Source organism: Aeromonas sp. FDAARGOS 1415 (assembly GCF_019048365.1).
In the GTDB taxonomy this organism is placed as follows: Bacteria; Pseudomonadota; Gammaproteobacteria; order Enterobacterales; family Aeromonadaceae; genus Aeromonas; species Aeromonas taiwanensis.
In genome coordinates, this window is sequence record NZ_CP077363.1 from 3,840,327 (window position 1) to 3,860,360 (window position 20,034).

Annotated in this window: 21 protein-coding genes; 7 read left to right on the top strand and 14 right to left on the bottom strand. The window is 61.9% G+C overall.

Going from position 1 to position 20,034, the window contains the following annotated elements:
• Positions 1 to 31: 31 nt before the first annotated feature.
• The 3 genes from ihfB to cmk all read right to left on the bottom strand — a co-directional run bounded on the left by ihfB (position 32) and on the right by cmk (position 2,865).
• Positions 32 to 316, bottom strand: coding sequence for an integration host factor subunit beta (gene ihfB, locus I6L45_RS17865; RefSeq protein WP_005337145.1), 285 nt, complete (start codon positions 314 to 316; stop codon positions 32 to 34).
• A 92-nt stretch (positions 317 to 408) separates the two neighbouring features.
• Positions 409 to 2,079, bottom strand: coding sequence for a 30S ribosomal protein S1 (gene rpsA / locus I6L45_RS17870; RefSeq protein ID WP_005299919.1), 1,671 nt, complete (start codon positions 2,077 to 2,079; stop codon positions 409 to 411).
• A gap of 93 nt (positions 2,080 to 2,172) precedes the next feature.
• The gene (gene cmk, locus I6L45_RS17875; RefSeq protein ID WP_043760001.1) at positions 2,173 to 2,865 is read right to left on the bottom strand and encodes a (d)CMP kinase; all 693 of its coding nucleotides are present in this window, start codon (positions 2,863 to 2,865) and stop codon (positions 2,173 to 2,175) included.
• Between the two features lie 261 nt (positions 2,866 to 3,126).
• Between cmk and ribA the strand changes: the two genes are divergently transcribed.
• Complete coding sequence (gene ribA, locus I6L45_RS17880) at positions 3,127 to 3,720, top strand: GTP cyclohydrolase II (RefSeq protein ID WP_216982826.1); 594 nt, start codon at positions 3,127 to 3,129, stop codon at positions 3,718 to 3,720.
• Positions 3,721 to 3,782: 62 nt separating this feature from the next.
• On the opposite strand, the gene I6L45_RS17885 is transcribed toward ribA, so the two are convergent.
• Positions 3,783 to 4,679 (bottom strand): LysR family transcriptional regulator, encoded by an 897-nt coding sequence (locus I6L45_RS17885; protein WP_216982827.1) that lies wholly within the window; start codon positions 4,677 to 4,679, stop codon positions 3,783 to 3,785.
• Between the two features lie 93 nt (positions 4,680 to 4,772).
• Between I6L45_RS17885 and I6L45_RS17890 the strand changes: the two genes are divergently transcribed.
• A complete protein-coding gene (locus I6L45_RS17890) occupies positions 4,773 to 6,017 on the top strand; it encodes an MFS transporter (RefSeq protein ID WP_216982828.1) in 1,245 nt (414 codons plus the stop codon).
• Here the strand turns inward: I6L45_RS17890 and I6L45_RS17895 are convergent.
• From I6L45_RS17895 to I6L45_RS17915, 5 genes are all read right to left on the bottom strand, one after another.
• Entirely contained in the window at positions 6,002 to 6,556 is a 555-nt protein-coding gene (locus tag I6L45_RS17895; RefSeq protein ID WP_216982829.1) for a VOC family protein, read from the bottom strand. The genes I6L45_RS17890 and I6L45_RS17895 overlap by 16 nt on opposite strands.
• Positions 6,550 to 7,314 (bottom strand): DNA repair protein, encoded by a 765-nt coding sequence (locus I6L45_RS17900; RefSeq protein WP_216982830.1) that lies wholly within the window; start codon positions 7,312 to 7,314, stop codon positions 6,550 to 6,552. Before I6L45_RS17900 ends, I6L45_RS17895 begins: the two co-directional genes overlap by 7 nt.
• A 150-nt stretch (positions 7,315 to 7,464) precedes the next feature.
• Positions 7,465 to 8,190: an oxygen-insensitive NADPH nitroreductase gene (nfsA, locus tag I6L45_RS17905; protein WP_216982831.1), complete on the bottom strand. Its 726-nt coding sequence runs from the start codon at positions 8,188 to 8,190 to the stop codon at positions 7,465 to 7,467.
• Positions 8,191 to 8,257: 67 nt separating this feature from the next.
• Positions 8,258 to 9,820 carry an AbgT family transporter gene (locus I6L45_RS17910; RefSeq protein ID WP_216982832.1) on the bottom strand — a complete coding sequence of 521 codons (1,563 nt, stop codon included), beginning with the start codon at positions 9,818 to 9,820 and terminating at the stop codon, positions 8,258 to 8,260.
• Positions 9,821 to 9,974: 154 nt separating this feature from the next.
• Positions 9,975 to 11,915 carry a bifunctional diguanylate cyclase/phosphodiesterase gene (locus I6L45_RS17915; RefSeq protein ID WP_216984241.1) on the bottom strand — a complete coding sequence of 647 codons (1,941 nt, stop codon included), beginning with the start codon at positions 11,913 to 11,915 and terminating at the stop codon, positions 9,975 to 9,977.
• Between the two features lie 170 nt (positions 11,916 to 12,085).
• Between I6L45_RS17915 and I6L45_RS17920 the strand changes: the two genes are divergently transcribed.
• From I6L45_RS17920 to I6L45_RS17935, 4 genes are all read left to right on the top strand, one after another.
• Positions 12,086 to 12,787, top strand: coding sequence for a DUF2982 domain-containing protein (locus I6L45_RS17920; protein WP_216982833.1), 702 nt, complete (start codon positions 12,086 to 12,088; stop codon positions 12,785 to 12,787).
• An 82-nt stretch (positions 12,788 to 12,869) separates the two neighbouring features.
• The gene (locus I6L45_RS17925; protein WP_043759984.1) at positions 12,870 to 13,814 is read left to right on the top strand and encodes a LysR family transcriptional regulator; all 945 of its coding nucleotides are present in this window, start codon (positions 12,870 to 12,872) and stop codon (positions 13,812 to 13,814) included.
• A gap of 46 nt (positions 13,815 to 13,860) precedes the next feature.
• Positions 13,861 to 14,883: a response regulator gene (locus I6L45_RS17930; RefSeq protein ID WP_210549993.1), complete on the top strand. Its 1,023-nt coding sequence runs from the start codon at positions 13,861 to 13,863 to the stop codon at positions 14,881 to 14,883.
• A 59-nt stretch (positions 14,884 to 14,942) separates the two neighbouring features.
• On the top strand, positions 14,943 to 15,374 hold the full coding sequence (locus tag I6L45_RS17935) for a PAS domain-containing protein (RefSeq protein ID WP_167576586.1): 432 nt from the start codon (positions 14,943 to 14,945) through the stop codon (positions 15,372 to 15,374).
• A gap of 63 nt (positions 15,375 to 15,437) precedes the next feature.
• On the opposite strand, the gene ltaE is transcribed toward I6L45_RS17935, so the two are convergent.
• The 3 genes from ltaE to I6L45_RS17950 form a co-directional block, all read right to left on the bottom strand.
• Positions 15,438 to 16,454, bottom strand: coding sequence for a low-specificity L-threonine aldolase (gene ltaE / locus I6L45_RS17940; RefSeq protein WP_216982834.1), 1,017 nt, complete (start codon positions 16,452 to 16,454; stop codon positions 15,438 to 15,440).
• 86 nt (positions 16,455 to 16,540) lie between these two features.
• On the bottom strand, positions 16,541 to 17,248 hold the full coding sequence (locus tag I6L45_RS17945; protein WP_216982835.1) for a short-chain dehydrogenase: 708 nt from the start codon (positions 17,246 to 17,248) through the stop codon (positions 16,541 to 16,543).
• Between the two features lie 74 nt (positions 17,249 to 17,322).
• Positions 17,323 to 17,730: an XRE family transcriptional regulator gene (locus tag I6L45_RS17950; protein ID WP_216982836.1), complete on the bottom strand. Its 408-nt coding sequence runs from the start codon at positions 17,728 to 17,730 to the stop codon at positions 17,323 to 17,325.
• Positions 17,731 to 17,900: 170 nt separating this feature from the next.
• On the opposite strand from I6L45_RS17950, the gene I6L45_RS17955 reads away from it, so the two are divergent.
• On the top strand, positions 17,901 to 18,800 hold the full coding sequence (locus I6L45_RS17955; protein WP_216982837.1) for an aldo/keto reductase family oxidoreductase: 900 nt from the start codon (positions 17,901 to 17,903) through the stop codon (positions 18,798 to 18,800).
• Between the two features lie 69 nt (positions 18,801 to 18,869).
• Here I6L45_RS17955 and I6L45_RS17960 read toward each other — a convergent pair whose 3' ends face one another.
• Together I6L45_RS17960 and I6L45_RS17965 are read right to left on the bottom strand one after the other, a co-directional pair.
• The gene (locus I6L45_RS17960; RefSeq protein ID WP_043759970.1) at positions 18,870 to 19,115 is read right to left on the bottom strand and encodes an RNA-binding protein; all 246 of its coding nucleotides are present in this window, start codon (positions 19,113 to 19,115) and stop codon (positions 18,870 to 18,872) included.
• 257 nt (positions 19,116 to 19,372) lie between these two features.
• Entirely contained in the window at positions 19,373 to 19,915 is a 543-nt protein-coding gene (locus I6L45_RS17965; protein ID WP_216982838.1) for a hypothetical protein, read from the bottom strand.
• Between the last annotated feature and the right edge of the window lie 119 nt (positions 19,916 to 20,034).

Genomic DNA, 20,034 nt, shown 5'->3' on the forward strand with positions numbered 1-20,034 from the left:
AAAGGCATACCCTGGTATGCCATTTTCTGCATTATTCGACGATGTTCACGCGCTCGCGCAACTCTTTGCCAGGCTTGAAGTGCGGGACATATTTCCCGGTCAGTTCAACCTTGTCCCCTGTCTTGGGGTTGCGACCCACACGGGGCGCACGATAGTGCAGTGAAAAACTTCCAAATCCTCGGATTTCAATCCGGTCGCCGTTTTGCAAGGTCGATGCCATCTGCTCAAGGATCTCCTTGATGGCGGCTTCGACATCCTTGGCCGGCATATGCATGCGGCTGGCTGCCAGTTGTTCGATGAGATCTGATTTGGTCATAAGGTTAAATCTCCTTCCCCGATCACATGCAATAAACATTTTGCCAGGATAAAAAAGGGCGGCGCAATGCCGCCCTTTTCTTGCATCAAGGATTACTCACCCTTGGCGGCTTTGAACGCTTCAGCCATGGCATTGCTGAACACAACTTCTTCTTGTTGGTTCAGGTTGTCGATGGCAACACGCTCGTCAGCCTCGTCCTTAGCGCGGACAGACAGGCTTACGGTGCGGTTCTTGCGATCAACGCCCATGAATTTAGCTTCAACTTCGTCACCAACAGACAGCACCAGAGTGGCGTCTTCTACGCGGTCACGAGCAGCGTCGGAGGCACGCAGGTAGCCTTCTACGCCGTCAGCCAGTTCGATCACGGCACCCTTGGCATCAACCTCGGTAACCTTACCCTTCACGATAGCACCTTTCTTGTTATCAGACAGGTACTTGTTGAACGGGTCTTCTTCGATCTGCTTGACGCCCAGGGAGATGCGCTCACGCTCCGGGTCCACTTGCAGAACAACGGCTTCGATCTCGTCGCCCTTCTTGAATTCACGCACAGCTTCTTCACCCTGGTTGTTCCAGGAGATGTCAGACAGGTGAACCAGGCCGTCGATACCGCCGTCCAGACCGATGAAGATACCGAAGTCAGTGATGGACTTGATCTTGCCGGAAACACGGTCGCCCTTGGCGTGAGTTTCGGCAAACAGCTGCCACGGGTTGGACTTGCACTGCTTCAGACCCAGGGAGATACGACGACGCTCTTCGTCGATATCCAGAACCATCACGTCAACCACGTCGCCAACGTTAACAACCTTGGACGGGTGGATGTTCTTGTTGGTCCAATCCATCTCGGATACGTGTACCAGGCCTTCAACGCCTTCTTCGATTTCAACGAAGCAGCCGTAGTCGGTCAGGTTGGTCACGCGGCCAGACAGACGGGTGGTCTCCGGGTAACGCTTGGCGATAGCAACCCAGGGATCTTCGCCCAGCTGCTTCAGACCCAGGGATACACGGGTACGCTCGCGGTCGAACTTCAGAACCTTGACTGCGATCTCGTCGCCAACGTTCACGATTTCGGAAGGATGCTTAACACGCTTCCACGCCATGTCGGTGATGTGCAGCAGGCCGTCAACGCCGCCCAGATCTACGAATGCACCGTAGTCGGTCAGGTTCTTGACGATACCCTTAACTTCTTGACCTTCTTGCAGGTTGGCCAGCAGGCTTTCGCGCTCGGAGGTGTTCTCGGTTTCGATCACGGCACGACGGGAAACAACAACATTGTTGCGCTTCTGGTCCAGCTTGATGACTTTGAACTCGAGTTCTTTGTTTTCCAGGTGAGCGGTGTCACGGATCGGACGCACGTCAACCAGGGAACCCGGCAGGAAGGCACGGATGCCGTTCAGTTCAACGGTGAAACCACCCTTGACCTTGCCGTTGATGATACCGATAACGGTAGCTTGCTCTTCGTAAGCTTTTTCAAGCTGCAGCCAGGCTTCGTGGCGCTTGGCTTTTTCGCGGGACAGCTTGGTTTCGCCGAAACCATCTTCGATAGAGTCCAGAGCCACGTCAACGGAGTCACCTACGTTGATTTCCAGCTCGCCCATGGCGTTCTTGAATTCTTCAGCCGGGATAGCAGACTCGGATTTCAGACCGGCATCAACCAGTACGAAACCGTTCTCGATAGCAACGACAGTGCCCTTGACGATGGAACCTTGACGGGTTTCAACGGCGTTCAGGGACTCTTCAAAGAGTTGAGCAAAAGATTCGATCATTGTTTATGTCACAAATGAAACATCCACCTGCAATCCTGCACAAGCGGGGTTGTTTTAAATTATCTGCGCCATCCATGGTGCAGACGACTGGCATCAGCTTGCGCCGATGTCACCAAGTTGTTGCTCTGCATAGGCAAGTACCGTCACCAGCACTTCATCTATGGTCATAGACGTTGAGTCTACCACAAGAGCATCTTCCGCGGGTTTCAGGGGGGCAACGGCACGATTTCTATCGCGATCGTCACGCTCCCGAATCTCGGTTAAAAGACGCTCAAAGTTAACATCAAAGCCCTTATCTTGCAACTGCTTATAGCGGCGCTGGGCCCGTTCCTCGGCGCTGGCGTCGAGGAAAATCTTCACGTTGGCCTCGGGGAAAACCACTGTGCCCATGTCGCGACCGTCGGCAATGAGACCAGGGGCTTGGCGGAATGCACGCTGGCGGCGCAACAGGGCTTCGCGCACGCGCGGGAAGGCGGCGATCTTGCTCGCGGCATTGCCTACCTCTTCGGTGCGGATGGTGCGGGAAACGTCCTCCCCTTCCAGCACCACCTTGACCAGATCACCCTCCACCTGGAACTGCACGTCCAGATTGGCGGCCAGGGGGACCAGCGCCGCTTCGGCATCCAGCTCCACATCGTGATGCAGGGCCGCCAGGGCCAGTACCCGATAGATGGCCCCGGAATCGAGCAGGTGCCAACCCAGTTTCGCCGCCAACAGCTGGCACAGCGTGCCTTTCCCTGCGCCACTCGGGCCATCAATCGTCATAACGGGGGCCATGTGAGGCATATTCGTTCTCCTGCGTACTCGGCATCTTGACTGGTTACGCATCCCTGGTCGGGATGGGGTAATGGGCGCCGATTATACCCGAATGCACCGGCGCTGGCAGTTGTCGGGGCGCACAATTGCGCAAAAGTCGTCGCGATTGCGCCAATTCTGACCAATCCGCTAACCCCCTGCGCACGCAAGGTTTTGTTCTTATGGTTGTTATGAGCGATGCGCGCTACACTAGCCGCCCTTTTTCAAGCAGCTGTAGTCAGGAGCAACCATATGAGCAGCGTTACCCTCGTGGCCAAATCCAAGTTGCCGACCCCCTGGGGCACTTTCACGCTGGTTGGTTTTCAGGAAACCGGCACTGGCAAGGATCATGCCGCGCTGGTGATGGGCGACATCGCTGACGGTGAGCCCGTACTGGGGCGCATCCATTCCGAGTGCCTGACCGGGGATGCCCTGTTCAGCCTGCGCTGCGACTGCGGCTTCCAGCTGCAGGCCGCCCTGGAGAACATCGCCAAGGCAGGCCGCGGCGTCCTGCTCTATGTACGTCAGGAAGGGCGAGGCATCGGTCTGCTCAACAAGATCCGTGCCTATCATCTGCAGGATCAGGGGGCTGATACCGTCGAGGCCAACGTGGCGCTGGGCTTTGCCGCCGACATGCGCGATTACACCATCTGTGCCGACATGCTCAAGGCGCTCGAGGTCAAGTCCCTGCGTCTGATGACCAACAACCCGCGCAAGATGAAGGCGATGGAATCCTTTGGCATTCAAGTGGCGGAGCGCGTGCCCCTGCAGGAAGGGCGCAACCCCCACAACGAGTTCTATCTCTCCACCAAGGCCAACAAGCTGGACCACCTGCTCAAGAAGTGATGCCGCCTGGCCGAACTCGACATGAAAAACGCCTCCCTTGGGAGGCGTTTTTGTTGGCGTCGTCACCCTGGGCCGGGGTCTGCTCCCGGTGCAGCCTGTGACAGCAGGAAGTCGCGCAGCGCCCGGTTCGCCATGGAGAGGGGATCCCCCCGCCGCCAGGCCACGCAGAGATCGAGAAAGATGGGGGGAGCGAAGGGGATGCCGGTGAGCGCCGGCTCCTCTTCCAGCGCCATGCGCAGGAAGGTGGTCACGGCAAACCCCTGGCGCACCACGGCCTTGAGCAGCGGAATGAGGTTGCTCTCGAAGGCGATGTTGGGTTCTAGCCCAAGCCCCTGTGCCAGCACCTCCATGTGCTCCCTGTGGTAGAACCCTCGCCGGAACATGGCGAGATCCTGGCCGAAAAACTGCGGCAACGAGACGGCCCCCGCCTCCCGCAGCGGATGCTCCTCCCCGACCACCATCAGCATCTCCTCGCGCAGGAGCTGGGCCCCCTCGAGGGCTGGCGGCAGATCGCTGGTGATGAGGATGGCGAGATCCAGGCTGCCGTCCACCATGCGGCTGAGCAGCTCCCGGGTCCCCGCCTCCTCTACCCTGATCTTCAAACCGGGATAGCGGTGCTTGAAGGCCATCAGGATAGGGGGAAAATAGTAGGATCCCATCATGTAGGGGATGCCGATGCGCACCTCCCCCCGCTCCAGCCCCTTGAGCTCGGCCATCTCTGCCTCTGCCTGGTGCATCTGGCGCAGCAGCCGCTCGGCGTGGCGGCAGAGCACCTCCCCCTCCGGCGTGAGGCGCACGCTGCGGTCCTGCCGGTCGAACAGGCGCAGATCGAGCTGCAGCTCCAGCTTGGCGATGGCCATGCTGACAGCTGGCTGGGCCACGTGCAGCGCCTGTGCCGCCCGGGTGAAGGAGCCGGCATCGCGTACCGCCAGCAGATAACCAAGCTGTTTCAGATCCATATCAATTTCATTTATCGGAGCAATAATTTAAATATATTATATTTATAGTAAACGGCCCACTACTCTGCACAAAAGTCGTCGGGACAACTCCACATGATCGAAGTAGGTAGTCGCGAATGGATACGCGCCACCCTGGCCCTCAGCCTGGGATCCTTCCTGGTATTTCTCAATCTCTACCAGACTCACCCCCTGCTGCCCCTCCTGGCAGAGGTGTTCTCCGTCAGCTCCTTGTCCGCCAGCTGGACCCTGGCCGGCTGCACCGCCGGGCTCGCAGGATCGCTGCTCATCTGCGCCCGCCTGGCGGACAGGTTCGGGCGGCGGCGGATCATGCTATGGACCCTGAGCGCCGCCATCCTGCTTTCCCTGTGCATCCCCTGGGTGACCCGGTTCGATCTGCTGGTGAGCTTGCGCATCCTGCAGGGGATGCTGCTGGCGGGGCTGCCAGCCACAGCCATCGCCTACATGGGGGAAGAGTTCAGCAAGCGAGCCCTGCTCTCTGCAGTCGGGGTCTACATCGCCGCCAATTCCCTGGGGGGCATCGCAGGCCGGGTGGTCGGCGGTCTGCTGGCCGGCGGATTCGGTGACTGGCAGCACACCTTCCTCGGCATCGGCCTCATCAGCCTCGCCCTGCTCCCCCTGGTCATCTGGCTGCTGCCGGCCCAGACCCGCTTCGTGGCCGTGGAAGCCGCCCCCGGACAGCTGCGCCGCGCCATCCAGAGCCACCTCGGCAACCCGCTGCTGGCAGGGGCCTACCTCATCGGCGGGCTCAACTTCATGGTCTTTCTGAACCAGTACAGCTACCTCACCTTCCTGCTGGCCAAGGCCCCCTTCTCCCTGCCAACCCAGTGGCTCGGCATGTTGTTTCTGACCTACCTCACCGGCACCCTCGCCTCCTCCCTGAGCGGGCGCGGCGCCCATCGCTGGGGCCCGCAACGCATGTTGCTGGCGGGGATCACCCTGATGGCGCTCGGCAGCCTCGCCCTGTTGCAAGGCACCCTGGTCGCCATCATCGGGGGGCTGCTGATATCGAGCTTCGGCTTCTTCCTCGCCCACGCCTGTGCCAGCGCCTGGGTCGGCCAGCACGTGGAGCACAACCGGGCACTCGCCTCATCGCTCTATCTGGTGGGGTACTATCTGGGAGCCAGTCTGGGTGGTTTGTATCTGCATCCCTTCTGGGAGCGGGGGGGCTTGGGCGGGCTGGTGCTCGGCATCGAGCTGGTACTGTGCGTGACCGCGGGCTTGAGTCTCTGGCTGGGGCAGTTGAAGGGGCGCGCGGCGCAGCCCCCTGTCCTCACCCAGCCCGGCGCCGGCGGACCGTCGACTCACAGGCCATCGTAGTAATCCGCCGGTACGGGCACCACGGCACCGGTACACAGCTCTTCGTCGATCACCTCAGAAAGCGGGCGCAAGTGAAACTTGATCTGCCCGGAGGGCAGCATCAGGCCCACGTCAGGGTTGCGCCCGTCATCCATATTGGCCGTCTTGAACGCCACATCGGGATGGGCTACCACCAGGGCCTGGAGCGACGGCACCACCAGCTCGATATGCTCGAGACCGGCCTGATGGCTGCGTCCCGCCTTGGGGGCGGCCAGCTCGATGCAGGGCACGGTGACCTGCTGCCAGCTGACGGGCCGATGCAGACGATAGGTAGCGATGGGGCGCCCCCCTATCATCCCCTCCACCAGCAATACCCCGTGCGCCGCCAGCGTCTCTTTCAACTCCAGATATTCCGGCAGGGTGGCGGCCCGGTAGCAGAGATGGTCCACCACGGGGGAGTCTGATGCCCCCATGATGGCGTGCATTTCCGTGAGCAGTTGGCAAACGAATGGGGCCATGGGCCCCAGCGTGGAATCCAGTGGATGAGACATGGTCACCATTTCTTCTTCGGTTGGAACAGGACGTCGAGTTCGTCGGCCTCTTTGTCCTTGAGGTTTTGCAGCTCCTTCTCGCTGTGCTGCTGCAGGTGCTCTTCCAGCTGCCGCATCCCCTGACGCATGTCCTCTTCCCGAGCCAGCAGGTAGGGATCCTTGTCGGAGACGTTGGCCAGGGCGCCGAGTCCCTTGGTGTAGAGCTGGCGGCAGGTGCCGTACTGCCCCTGGATCTGGGCATCCATGGCCCGCTTGAGCAGGTTGGCGATGTTGATCTTGAGTTGCATCAGCTCGAGGCGGCGATCCTCCTGGGCGAACCCCTGTGGATCTATCTTGCCCTTGTTGTGCTCGACCCGCAGCACGGCCCGCATCTTCTTGGCCAGCTGCAGCATCTGGATAGCCTGGCGGTCGGACTCCGGCGTCTTGAAGTGGCCCTCGTCCTGGCTGCTGTAGTTCTCCTGCACATTCTTGATCTGGGTCTGGACATCGACGATGCGCTGCTTGATCTGTGCGTTCGGCATGACCAGGGCGATGGCGCGATAGGCATCCAGAATGCGGTGCTGCATCAGCAACACCATGTTCTTGGAGAAGGGCACCAGGTTGACGTTCAGCAGCACCTCTTCGGTCTCGTCGGCCACGGCCTTGTGGCGGGCGATGGCCTGGCGCTTGTCCGCCTCGGCCTTCTGTTTGTATTGCTGCACCACGTTGTAGGCGATGACCAGAAACAGGAGTGCGCCAATTGACAGCAATATCAAGGTTAAAATCATAGGGTGTTCACACTCCAGTCCCAATCCAATTGCGTGATCCTACAACAGCTTAGCCACATAGGATAGCGCCCAGATCCCGCCCTGCCTCACAAGAACACGAGCAGGGCACAAAACCTGCGGCGCCATGTTCCATATCGCCCGCCGCCCCCATTACTTGAGGCAAAAACCCTTCGACTGCAGGAACCCCAGCATGAAGGGCCTGGCCTCCTTGCCGAGGATGGCCCTGATCTGCCCGCTCCAGGTCTGCTGCTTGTTGTTGCTGCTGCGCCCCTGATAGTAGTCGTGGATCTGCTGGTCATACTGGGCCAGCAGGGCGCGATCCAGGGCCGCCGGATAGCGGTTCTCATGCACCACCAGCGCCCGGGGCAGGCGGGGCTTCTGCTCCGGCTGCTGGGCAGGGTGGCCAAGGCAAAGGCCAAACAGCGGTATCACCTGTTGGGGCAGCCCCAGCAACTCGCTCACCGCGGCCGGATTGTTGCGAATGCCGCCGATGTAGACCCCCCCCAGCCCCAGGGACTGGGCGGCCAACAGTGCATTCTGGGCCATCAGGGCACCGTCGATGGCGCCGATGAGGAGCTGCTCCACAAACCCGGTCTGGGCCTCGGGGACGATCTGGCTGTGGCGCTGGTAGTCGGCACAAAACAGCAGAAACTCCGCCGCCTCGGCCACGTAGGCCTGGTGGCCGGCCAGCTCGGCCAGGGTGGTGCGCAGCCCCTTGTCGGTAACCCGGATGATGCTGTTGGCCTGCAGGAAGCTGGAACTCGCGGCGCTCTGGGCGGCACTCAGGATCTGATCGAGCTGCTCTGCGGTGATGGGCTGCGAAGTGAACTGGCGAATAGAGCGATGGGAAAGGATGAGATCGATGGTCGGGTTCATGGTACCTCCACAATGGAGGCCACACTGTACCCAAAAAAATCGAGGGGCCCAAGGCCCCTCGCCGCCCTCAGGGGGCCGGATACACATAGGGTGCCTGCAACCCGAGCGGGAAGCCCAGCCCCCAGTAGACCAGCAGGAAGATGGTCCAGCTCACCAGGAAGGCCAGGGAATAAGGCAGCATCATGGAGACCAGGGTGCCGATGCCGGTGCTTTTCACATACTGCTGGCAATAGACCACCACCAGGGGGAAGAAGACCATCAGCGGGGTGATGATGTTGGAGGCGGAGTCGCCCACGCGATACGCAGCCTGGGTCAGCTCAGGCGAGATACCGACCGCCATCAACATGGGCACCAGAATCGGGCTGATGAGGGCCCACTTGGCGGAGGCCGACCCCACCACCAGGTTGACGGTGGCGGTGAGCAGGATCATCCCGACGATGGTCACCTCCCCCGGCAGCGCCAGGGCGTGCAGCACCTCGGCGCCCGAGAGCGCCAGCAGGGTTCCCAGGTTGGAGTCGCCAAACGCCTTGATGAAGAGGGCGCAGAAGAAGGCCATCACCATGTAGGAGCCCATCTTGTTCATGGTGGCCGACATGGCGTCAATCACGTCCTTGCCGCTCTTGAAGCTGCCTGCCACGAAGCCGTATACGATGCCGGGCAGGATGAAGAGCAGGAAGATGAGGGGCACGATGGACTTCATCACCGGGGCGGCGAAGGTGGTCAGGGAACCATCCGGTGCCCGCAGCGGCGAGTCACCCGGAGACAGGGCCAGCCCCAGCAGCACCACGGCCGCCAGCATGGCGAACCCGGCCCAGTTGAAGGCACGGCTCTCTCGTTCGCTGTAGCGCCCCATCTCGTCGGCACTTTCCAGATCCTCGTTGAGGGGCACCTGTTTGAGGCGCGGCTCGACAATTCTCTCGGTGACGAACCAGCCCACACAGATGATCAGCAGGGAGGAGGCGCCGGTGAAGATGATGTTGCACAGGGTATTGACCATGTAGTCGGGGTCAAGCAACTGGGCGGCGGACTGGGTGAAGCCCTGCAGCAGGGCGTCACCGCCCGAGGGCAGGAAGTTCGCCGCAAAGCCGCCGGAGACGCCGGCAAAAGCGGCGGCAATCCCCGCCAGCGGATGACGACCCGCCGCGTGGAAGATGATGCCACCGATGGGGATCACCAGCACGTAGCCCGCATCGGCTGCGGTATGGCTGACGATGGCCACCAGGATCAGCATGGGGGTCAGGAAGCGCGCCGGCGTGACCTTGAGCAGTTTCTTGAGCCCGGTGTTGATGAAGCCGGACTGCTCGGCCACCCCGACACCCAGCATGGCGACCAGCACGATGCCAAGGGGGGCAAAACCGGTGAAGGTGGTGACCATGCTGGAGAGGAATTCGGCCAGGCCCGCCCCGGTCAGCAGGTTGTTGACGACCACGGCCTCCCCGGTGCGGGGATTGACCAGATCGAAGGTGAACTGGGAGCCTATCCAGGAGCCGACCCAGACGATCAGCAGGGCATAAAGGAACAACATGGCGGGATCCGGCAGCTTGTTGCCCGCCTTCTCGACCCCGTTCAGAAAGCGGTTCAACCAGCCACCGGTATTGGCCGGACGCTCGTTCACTGCGGCTTGACTCATTATGGTGATACTCCGTTACCAAGGAATGAGCGCGCATACTAGCGATAACGTCCAACGAATCCCATGATTCGAGACAAATATTCGATTAATTATGTTTAATTTGGCATCTCCCGCTTCATAAATGGGACATGCCGCACATTTATCGGCAAGGTTCTCAACGGCTTGCGAGGGGATAATGCCCCAGTCGGCACTGGACGCCGAACCCCGCCGACGCCACTGCGTCAGGGGTCATGGGCTGGCTGAACAGGAACCCCTGGAAGACGTGACACCCCTGGGCCTGGAGCGCCGCCAGTTCGTGCTCGTCCTCCACACCTTCCGCCAGGATCCCGAGCCCCAGGCTCGTCGCCATGGCCACCGTGGCCCGGATCACCGGCAGGTTGAGGCCGACCACGAAGGAGCGATCCAGTTTGATGGTGTCGATGGGCAGTCGGTTGAGATAGGCCAGGGAAGAGTAGCCGGTACCAAAGTCATCGATAGCGATCTTGATCCCCTGCTCGCTCAGGGCATCGAGGATCTCGATGCTTCCCTTCATGTCCAGCATCAGCACCGTCTCGGTCAGCTCCAGGGTCAGCAGTTCTGCCTCCACGGCGAACTCCTCGAGCTGCCGGGCCACCAGCTCGGGCAGGTCGGAGGAGAGCTGGAAGCCCGACAGATTGACCGACACCGGCACCCGCACCTGCCATTGGCGCTGCCACTCCCCCATCTGGGCCAGCGCGGTGGAGAGCACCCAGCCGCCGATCTCACGGATGAGCCCCATCTCCTCCGCCAGGGGGATGAACTCCCCCGGCGACACATGTCCCAGCACGGGGTTGTACCAACGCACCAGGGCCTCGAAGCCGATGACCCGGCCCTGAACCGCATCCACCTGAGGTTGGTAACACAGGTTCAGCTCCCCCCGGCCGACGGCCTTGGCCAAAAACTGCTTCAGGGTTAGCTTGCGGTGCAGGCTCTGCTGCATGCTGGGGGTGAAGCGCTGCCAGCGCAGGCGCCCCATCTGCTTGGCCTGGTACATGGCCATGTCGGCGCGCGTGATCAGGTTGTCCCCGTCATCGGCATCGTCCGGATAGATGGCGATGCCGATGCTGCCACCTATGGTGACCTCGGGCACGCCGCTCAACTGCAGCGGTTTGCTCATCTGGGAGAGCATGAGGTCCGCCACCTCCTGGGCCCGCTCGCTTGCCTGATTGAGAGGCACCAGGGCCGTGAATTCATCTCCCCCGAGACGTGCCAGTTCCACGTCCCGGGGGCAGATCTGCTTTAGGCGGCCGGCGACCCGTTCCAGCAGACGATCCCCGGCCTTGTGGCCATAGTTGTCATTGACCAGCTTGAAGTTGTCCAGATCCATGAAGACCAGGGCGAAGCGTCCCCCCAGGCCGCAATAGGCCTCGAGGGACTTCATCAGTCCGTAGCGGTTGAGCAGTCCGGTGAGGGAGTCGTGCCAGGCCAGGTGGCGGTGTTCCAACTCCTCGAGCTTGCGGTCCGTGATGTCCCGCATGGTCAGCAGGATCCGGGCGCCCTGCTGGATGTGGCGAAACTGGTACTGGAACCAGCGCATCCCCTTGAGGGTCCGGCACTCCCCCTCGGCCACCACTTCATCCAGGCGGGAGAGGCGGTGATAGAAGGCATCGTCCGCCCCGGAGAAGACCTGGTCCAGGCTGCCGATACCATCTCCGAAACACATGTCGAAGTGGTGGTTGCCGCTCTCGAGCACGCCCAGGTTGTCAAACAGGCAGGCCAGGGTGTCGCCGGTGGCGAGAGAGGACTCCTGATAGAGGGTGTCCGCATCGATGACCGCTTCCGCCATCATCATCTGACGCCCGGCAAGCTGGATGCCGGAAAGACGCAGGTAGACCTGCTTCTTGACGCCCTTTGGGGAGAGGGTCCACCACTCGTTGTAGCTGCGATTCTGTTGGAAATCGCCGAGATAGCGTTGCAGCAGCAGATCGATGGCGGCGGCCATGTCGGAGGAGAAATCCCGGGACTGCAGCTCGGCCAGCGAACTCGCCTCCCACAGCCCCAGCGCCGAGCCGTTGGCCCAGTAAATATGATGGCGCTGGATGTCATAGACCCAGACGGGCGTATGGAGTACATCCATCACGGTGAGCTGGCGTTCGTCTAGCGTATTCATGTTGAGTGATGATTCATGCTGAAAAACTCATGGCCGGACCAGCCATCACCACGCCGCTCGGACGCGATCCCGCTGGTACAAAATCCGTTTCGGCCCATAATCTGGTAACAAACATGTAAAAAAAGGGCCGAAATCATATGAAAACGCTGCATGTGAGACCCATGGTCAGGAGAAATGGACTCACACTGGTATTGTTGGGCATGGTGATAACCATTGCTATGATTTTTATACTTTTTTTTCTCAGTGAACAACTACTAATGCCCGCGATTTCCCTCCTCCTGGCGGGACTGATGACAATTCTTGTCGGAGCATTGAAGCTGGGTGAGCCTCATTTTAGTCTCTCTTTGTGTCAGGATTGTCTGCAATACCACCACAAGTACGGTGGCTGGATACTGAAGTGGAGAAATATTCAGCGAATTGACCAACCACGCATCCATTCCGGGTGGGATCTCGTGGACCTGCCCTACATAGGTTTGAAGATAAAAGATTACGATGATTTTTTGACGCTGATCACACCCAGGCTCGCCGTGCGCCTGCTGACCGAGCAGCGCGCTGTGCTGTTGCAGGCCATGAACAGCGAGCAGCCCGATTGCCCCACCGGCGGCTGCGGTGGCGGCCTGCTGGGAGAAGGCCTGCTGGAAGAGAGCCGCTTTCGCTCCCCGTCGGGCCACCACTACGAGGGGGTGATCGCCATGCTCGGCAACCGGATGACCCGGCTTCGGGATCTCCTCGGCTACGATCTGCTGGTGCCGGACAACAGCCTGGACAGGCCCCCCGCCGATTTTGTCCATTTGCTGCATCAATACCAGCGGGAGTCGAATCTAATCCAGATCAATTAAACGCCGGATTGCGCTTGCCAAGCCTGGTGACACTTCATAAGGTCTCTGGCCTGTTACAGCCAGCACACCCCCTAAACCGCTTATGAAGTACATCGAAGAGTTCTATCTGTTCGTCAAGGTGGTGCAAGAGGGCGGTTTCTCCCACGCCGCCGCCGCCCTGGGCATGCCGACCGGCACCATCAGTCGCCGGATCTCCCAACTGGAAGAACAGCTCGGATGCAGCCTGCTGCACAGATCCACCCGCAAGCTGCGCCTCACCGACGAGGGGCTGCGCTATTACGAACGCCTGTGCACCCCGCTGGCCGAAATCGAGCAGGCGACCGGCGAGATCCGGGGCGAGGAGACCGACATCAGCGGCCTCATCCGCCTCGCCGCCCCCATCGCCCTCTCCAACACCATCCTGGTCGACATGCTGGCGGACTTCGGCCTGCGCTATCCCGGGGTGCAGTTCGACATCCGCCAGACCAATGACCATGCCCCCCATGCGGATCAGGACAGGGATCTGGTGTTCTTCAACGGCGAGCTCTCCCAGACCCTGCCCAACGCGATCTGCCTCGGGCACATCGAATACGGCCTCTTCGCCTCCCCCCTCTATCTCGAGAAGATGGGGGTGCCGTCCCACCCTGCCCAGCTGGAAGATCACGCACTCATCTACTGCTGGCCTCACCAGTACTGGCAGCTGAGCGGCCGGGACGAGCAGACGGTCTGCATCAAGCGCACGCCACGCCTTTGCATCGACCAGACCCAGGCCGCAGTGCGGGCGGCCCGCCGTCACCTCGGCATTGTCAATGCCCCGCTGCACTACGTCCACCCCTTCCTGCAGGACCAGCAGCTGGTCCCTGTGCTGGCGGACTGGCAATCCGGGAGGCGCCCCTTCTACATGCTCCATTGCCAGCCCCAGTTCACTCCGCTGCGTGTTAAGATGTTCGCCGATTTCGTCGAGAAATATTCCGTGCGCTATCGCACCCATCAGCGGGACGATCAATTCTTGCCGGCCCTGCCGCTGCCCGTTGCATCTGACGGCTGATGACCCACACTTAGCGCAACCTTCGTTGCACAGGTCGGCTAACACTATGAATGTATTGGTATGTGATGACTCAGGGTTCGCCCGCAAGCAGCTGATGCGTGCCCTCCCTGCCGACTGGCATGTCACCCTGCACCAGGCCGCCGATGGCCTGGAGGGGGTGGAGCAGATCCTGATGGGCCACGGGGATCTCATCTTTCTGGATCTCACCATGCCGGAGATGGACGGCTACGGCGTGCTCGAAACCCTCCAGCGGGAAGGGCTGCGCAGCAAGGTGATCGTCGTCTCCGGGGACATCCAGCCGGAGGCCCATGAGCGCGTCATGGCGCTCGGGGCCCTCGACTTCATCAAGAAACCGGCGTCCCCCGAGGCCCTGCTGACCCTGCTCAAGCGCCACGGCCTGTGGCAGCCGGCGGAGAAGCCCCCCGTTCTCCCCTCCCTGACCGCCAGCGACCACCAGCCAAGCCCCGCTCCGGCCCTGCTCACCCCCGAGCTGCGGGATGTCTATCAGGAGCTTGCCAACGTCGCCATGGGCCAGGGGGCGGATCTGCTGGCTCGCCTGCTCGACGCCTTCGTCCAGCTTCCCATCCCGAACGTCAACGTGCTGGAAGTCTCCGAGCTGCACATGGCCCTCTCCGCGGCCGCCGAGTCGGATACCCTCTCTGCGGTCTGCCAGGGCTTCATCGGTGCCGGCATTGCCGGCGAGGCGCTCCTGCTGTTCCACGACGCCAGCTTCCAGGATCTGGCGCGGCTGATGAACCATCAGGGGGCACTGGATCACGGCGCCGAGCTGGAGCTCTTGATGGACACGGCCAACGTGCTGATCGGCGCCTTCCTGCGCGGCTATGCCAACCAGCTCGACACCCCTTTCAGCCAGGGCCATCCCGTGGTGCTCGGCCAGCACAGGCCCATCCAGGAACTCATTCGCACCAACCAGAGCCGCTGGCGCCGTACCCTGGCCATCGAGATCAACTACCGGGTGCAGGGCTACGCGGTGCAGTGCGATCTGCTGCTGCTGTTTACCGAAGATTCCATCGCCACCATGAACAACAAGATCATGCATATGCTCTAGCGATTTGGTCCCATCGCCAGCAACAATAACAACATCAAGCACCTGCTCTAGGAGTGACCATGGAAATTCGGGAATTTCATTGGCTGATGAACATAGTCCAGAACCTGGACGTGGGGTTGGTCGTGCTCGACAAGGCATACCGGATCCAGGTGTGGAACGGCTTCATGGAGAGCCACAGCGGCCGACTGGCCAGCGAGGTGCGCGATCAGGGGCTGTTCGAGCTCTTCCCCGATGTCGACAAGGCCTGGTTCGAGCGCAAGGCCAACATGGTCTTCAAGCTCAACAACCGCGCCTTCAGCACCTGGGAGCAGCGCCCCTATCTGCTGCGCTTCTCCAACTACCGCCCCATCACGGGCTCGGCCCCCTACATGTACCAGAACCTCACCCTGGTCCCCCTGGCCGACTTCACCGGCGAGGTCACTCACCTCGCCATCATGATCTACGACGCCACCGACGAGGCCATGCTGATCACCAACCAGCGCCAGGGCTGATCCGGGAAACCAATGCAACAAGGGCGCCGATGGCGCCCTTGCTCTTTGCGGCTATAACCGCGTTCAGTCGTTCAGAAACTCGGTGAACGCATCGATCACCTCGTCGATGTCGTCGTCGGTGATCTGCAGGTGGGTGACCAGTCTGAGCTCTCCGTACCCGGAGAAGAGGATACCGCGCTCCTTCATGAAGGCGAGCAGCTCTGCACTCTCCCCCTTCGCCAGGCGCAGGAACACCATGTTGGTCTGCACCTCCCCCAGGTTCAGCACGATGCCGGGCAGGGTGGCCAACCCCTCGGCCAGGCGCCGGGCGCGGCGGTGATCGTCCGCCAGCCGTGCCACGTGCTGCTCCAGGGCAAACAGGCCGGCCTGGGCCAGGATCCCTGCCTGGCGCATGCCACCGCCCAACATTTTACGCAGGCGCCTGGCGCGTGCGATGAAGGAAGAGCTGCCCACCAGAAGGGAACCCACCGGCGCCCCCAACCCCTTGGAGAGGCAGACGGAGACGCTGTCGAAGGGGGCCGCGATGGCCGCGACCGGTTCGCCACTCGCCACCACCGCATTGAACAGACGGGCGCCGTCCAGGTGCAGTCGCAGGCCGTGCTCGTCCACCAGGGCGCGCATCTCGCGCAGATAGGACAACGGCAGCACCTTGCCGTTATGGGTATTTTCGAGGCAGACGAGGCGCGTCTGGACGAAGTGGGCGTCATCGGGGGCGATGGCGGCCCGCACGTCTTCGAGCGCCAGGGTGCCGTCGGCCTGCGTGGGCACGGACTGGAGGGCCACCGAGCCCAGCACGGCAGAGCCTTGCGCCTCGTAGCGATAGATGTGGGAGGCCGACCCCAGTATGGCCCCTTCTCCGCGCTGGCAGTGACTCATCATGGCCAGCAGGTTGGACATGGTGCCGGACGGCACGAACAGGGCCGCCTCCTTGCCGAGCAGCTCCGCCCCCCGGCGCTCCAGCGCATTGATGGTGGGATCTTCCCCGTAGACATCGTCCCCCACCTCGGCATGGAGCATGCTTTGGCGCATGGCCTCCGTGGGCCGGGTCACCGTATCACTTCGCAAATCGATATAGCGCATGTCATCCTCCTGATGCAGGACGATGACATTAACCAGCCGGAACCCGGCTGGCAAGGGAAGGGAGACGGGAATGTGAGCCCGGCGGCTCACCAGGGCAAGGGGTTGCCCTGCAAGTCCACGAAGCAGCCGGAGTGTGCCGGCGTCAGCGTCCCCAGGAGGTCCAGCAGGCGGCTGGCGACCCGGGCGGGATCCTGCAACTGGGCAGCGCCAATCTCCTGCCGGAAGGGTTGCTGCATGGGGGTGTCCATGAGTCCGGGATGCACAGTGATGACCCCGGCACCGGGGAAACGTTCGGCCCACTCCCCCGCCAGGATCCGGGCCCCCATGTTGAGGGCGGCCTTGCTCATCCGGTAGCTGTAGCGGCGCACCGGGCTCCGATCGGCGGCCGCCAGGCTGCCCGCCAGATCCGAGAGGGAGCAGAGCCAGAGCCGGCTCTCTGGGGTCATCAGCCTGCTCAGGCTGGCGCCGAGGGCCAGGTGGGGCCAGGCATTGGCCAGCAGGCTCTCCTCCAGCCACTCGGGGGTCACCTCCTCCACCCGCCGCTCCGGCATGTGGGCGAGATCGTGCAGCAGGCCTATGGTGTTGATCACCACGGTGGGCAGGGAGTCCCCATCGTAGAGGGTGAACAGGGCCTCGAAGGAGAGCGGGTCCACCTCCTGCAACGGGAAGTAGCAGGCCGGATCCAGCCCCTTCGGCAACTGCCTGCCCGCCAGCAACCACGCTTCACCGCGCTCCGCGAGCTCGTGCGCCAGCGCACAGCCCAGTCCGCCACTGCCCAGGATCAGATAGCTCATCTGCGTGTCCTTGGATGTATTCACTGCTTAGAGGGTATCAGAAGAACGGCGGGCTGCCGCACGCAGCCTCCGGCTCAGGCCTCCGCCAGGTGGCGGCCAAATTCCCGCGCCCGCGCCAGATCCAGAAAACCGTCGGCCTGCTTGTGGCTGCGCAGGAACTGGTAATAGGCGAGCAGGGTCACCAGCTGGGCCTCGTCCGGCATCGGTTGGCCGGGGAGTTTTTCCTGCACTAGGGCCCCTGCCGCCGCCAGGGCGTCCCTGTCCACCACCTCGGCCTGACGATAGAGGTAACCGCAGCCGGTGGCGAGCCACTCCAGGGAGCAATTCGCTCCCATGGCGATCTGGTTCGCCTTGCCAAGGCCGGGCTCGGCCCCTTTCAGATACTTGCGGATCAACGCCTCGCTCAACCCCACCTTGCGGGCGAACGCGCTGACGCTCCCCTCCCCGATCAGGCTTTGCAGCCTGGTGGCAAATCCTTCCATCACAACCTCTCTCATCGCTCTCTCATCACTCGGGCATGCAGGCCCGGGCTCGTCTGTCGGCCAGAACCATAGTTCGAAATCAAGAAGGGCGCATTATTGCCTTGTCCACCGGAAGAGACCAAGATGCTGGCAGCACTTTTATCCGTCTCTTTATCCGTAGAGGAATCACCATGTCCGTATCCCGCCTGGCCCTGCACGATCAAGGCCCCACCTTCTCCCGCCTCATCATGGGTTACTGGCGCCTGATGGAGTGGCAGCTCTCCCCTGCCGCCCTGCTGGATCTGATGAAATACCACCTGGATCTCGGGGTCACCACCATAGATCACGCCGACATCTACGGCGGCTACCAGTGCGAGGAGGCCTTCGGCCATGCCCTGCGCCTGGAGCCTTCCCTGCGCCACAAGATGGAAATCGTCAGCAAGTGCGGCATCGCCCTCACCGCCAACCCGGCGCACGCGCTGAACCACTACAACACCGGCAAGGGGCACATCGTCGCCAGTGCCGAGGCCTCCCTGCAAAAGCTCGGCACCGATCACCTGGATCTGCTGCTGATCCACCGCCCCGATCCTCTGATGAACGCCGACGAGGTGGCCGAGGCCTTCATCAGCCTCAAGCAGGCCGGCAAGATCAAGCATGCCGGGGTCTCCAACTTCACGCCCCACCAGTTTGCCCTGCTGCAGTCCCGCCTGCCCTTCCCGCTCGTGACCAACCAGCTGGAGATCTCGCCGCTGCACCAGGAGGGCACCCTGGACGGCGCCCTGGATCAGTGCCAGCAGCTGCGCATCAAGCCCATGGCCTGGTCCTGCCTCGGGGGCGGACGACTGTTCAACGATCCCGCCTATGGCCCGCTGCGCGCCGAGCTCGAGCAGATCCGCCAGGAGGTGGGTGCCGAGCAGATCGAGCAGGTGGTCTACGCCTGGGTCATGATGTTGCCGAGCCAACCGCTGCCCCTCATCGGCTCAGGCAAGCGGGAGCGGATCGCCGCCGCCGTGGCGGCCGAGTCCATCCAGCTCAACCGCCAGCAGTGGTTCCGCATCCGCAAGGCGGCCCTGGGGTATGACGTGCCCTGAGTCTTGCCCAGACCCTGAAAACAAAAACGGCATGGAAGATTCCATGCCGTTTTGCGTTATCGAGACGATTCAACGATGGCGCTGGGGGCGACCACGGGGTGCATCTGTCTTCGGTTTGGCCTGATTGACCGTGATGGTGCGGCCGCCTACCTCGGTGCCATGCAGTTCGGCAATGGCCTTCTCGGCATCCCCGTTCACAGGCATTTCAATGAAGCCAAATCCCTTGGACTGACCGGTATCCCGGTCGATGATGATATCGACCTTGTCTACCTGCCCAAATTGGCTGAACACGGTTGTCAGTTCGTCGGCCGTCATCCGGTACGACAGATTACCTACGTAAATCTTCATGCCATCCACTCTCGATTCAAGGTGCCTTATCTATGCATCCACCGATCTGGGAGTAAGGGCACAACCCCCAGGCCGGACCAGCCATGGCATCATGCCGTGGCGCTTCCCGCTTCGTATTCCAAGTCGTTGATCTCTTGGATTATCGGAGCAGAAAAGATCAAATCGAATCAGACGCAGTATCTGAGCTTTGGCACGCGTTGTCGAGAAAGTTGTCGAGAAAATAGTCAGACGGGGTAGAGCGTGGCCAGCACCCTGTCCAGGGCGCGGCGGCTGTGCCAGGCCCGTTTAAACCCGAAGCGATAGACACCGGGTGCCGTCTCATGGGTCCCTTCCCGGCCCAGTCCCAGCAGGGTGGTGGCGTCGGCCAGTGCAGTGTCATCCAGTCCGAGATCCAGGCTGAAGTCGAGCCACTGGCCATCGTGGCCCACCTTGCGATCCCGCGTGATACCCACCAGTACCGCCCTCGGCAGGGCCAGCGCCCTGTCCTCGCCGCCGTTGAGCAGGTAGAGGTGATGCTCATCCCAGGCGATCTCCGCCAGGCGCCAGCGCTGCCAGTTGCGCGGCAACACCATCATCACCAACACGATGCCGCCAAACACCAGGCCGACCCAGGGCAGCAGCCCCATCTCGGGATAGCCCAGCCAGAGCGCGGCCACCACAGTGCCCAGGCTCGCCAGCAGCAACACGCTCATGATCCCGTAGAAACGCCGTGCCGGGGGCATCAGCCAGCTCACCCCTGCCCGCGTTGCCAGCTCACTGACTCTCATCTCCAATTCTCCTCATATGGTTGCAGACGGTCTGCCGTCACTGCGTTGCCGCGCATTGTGCGCGAGCCGGGCCGCAGGTTGCAACCGACACGGCGGCGCGGATGACGGCCGGCGGGCAC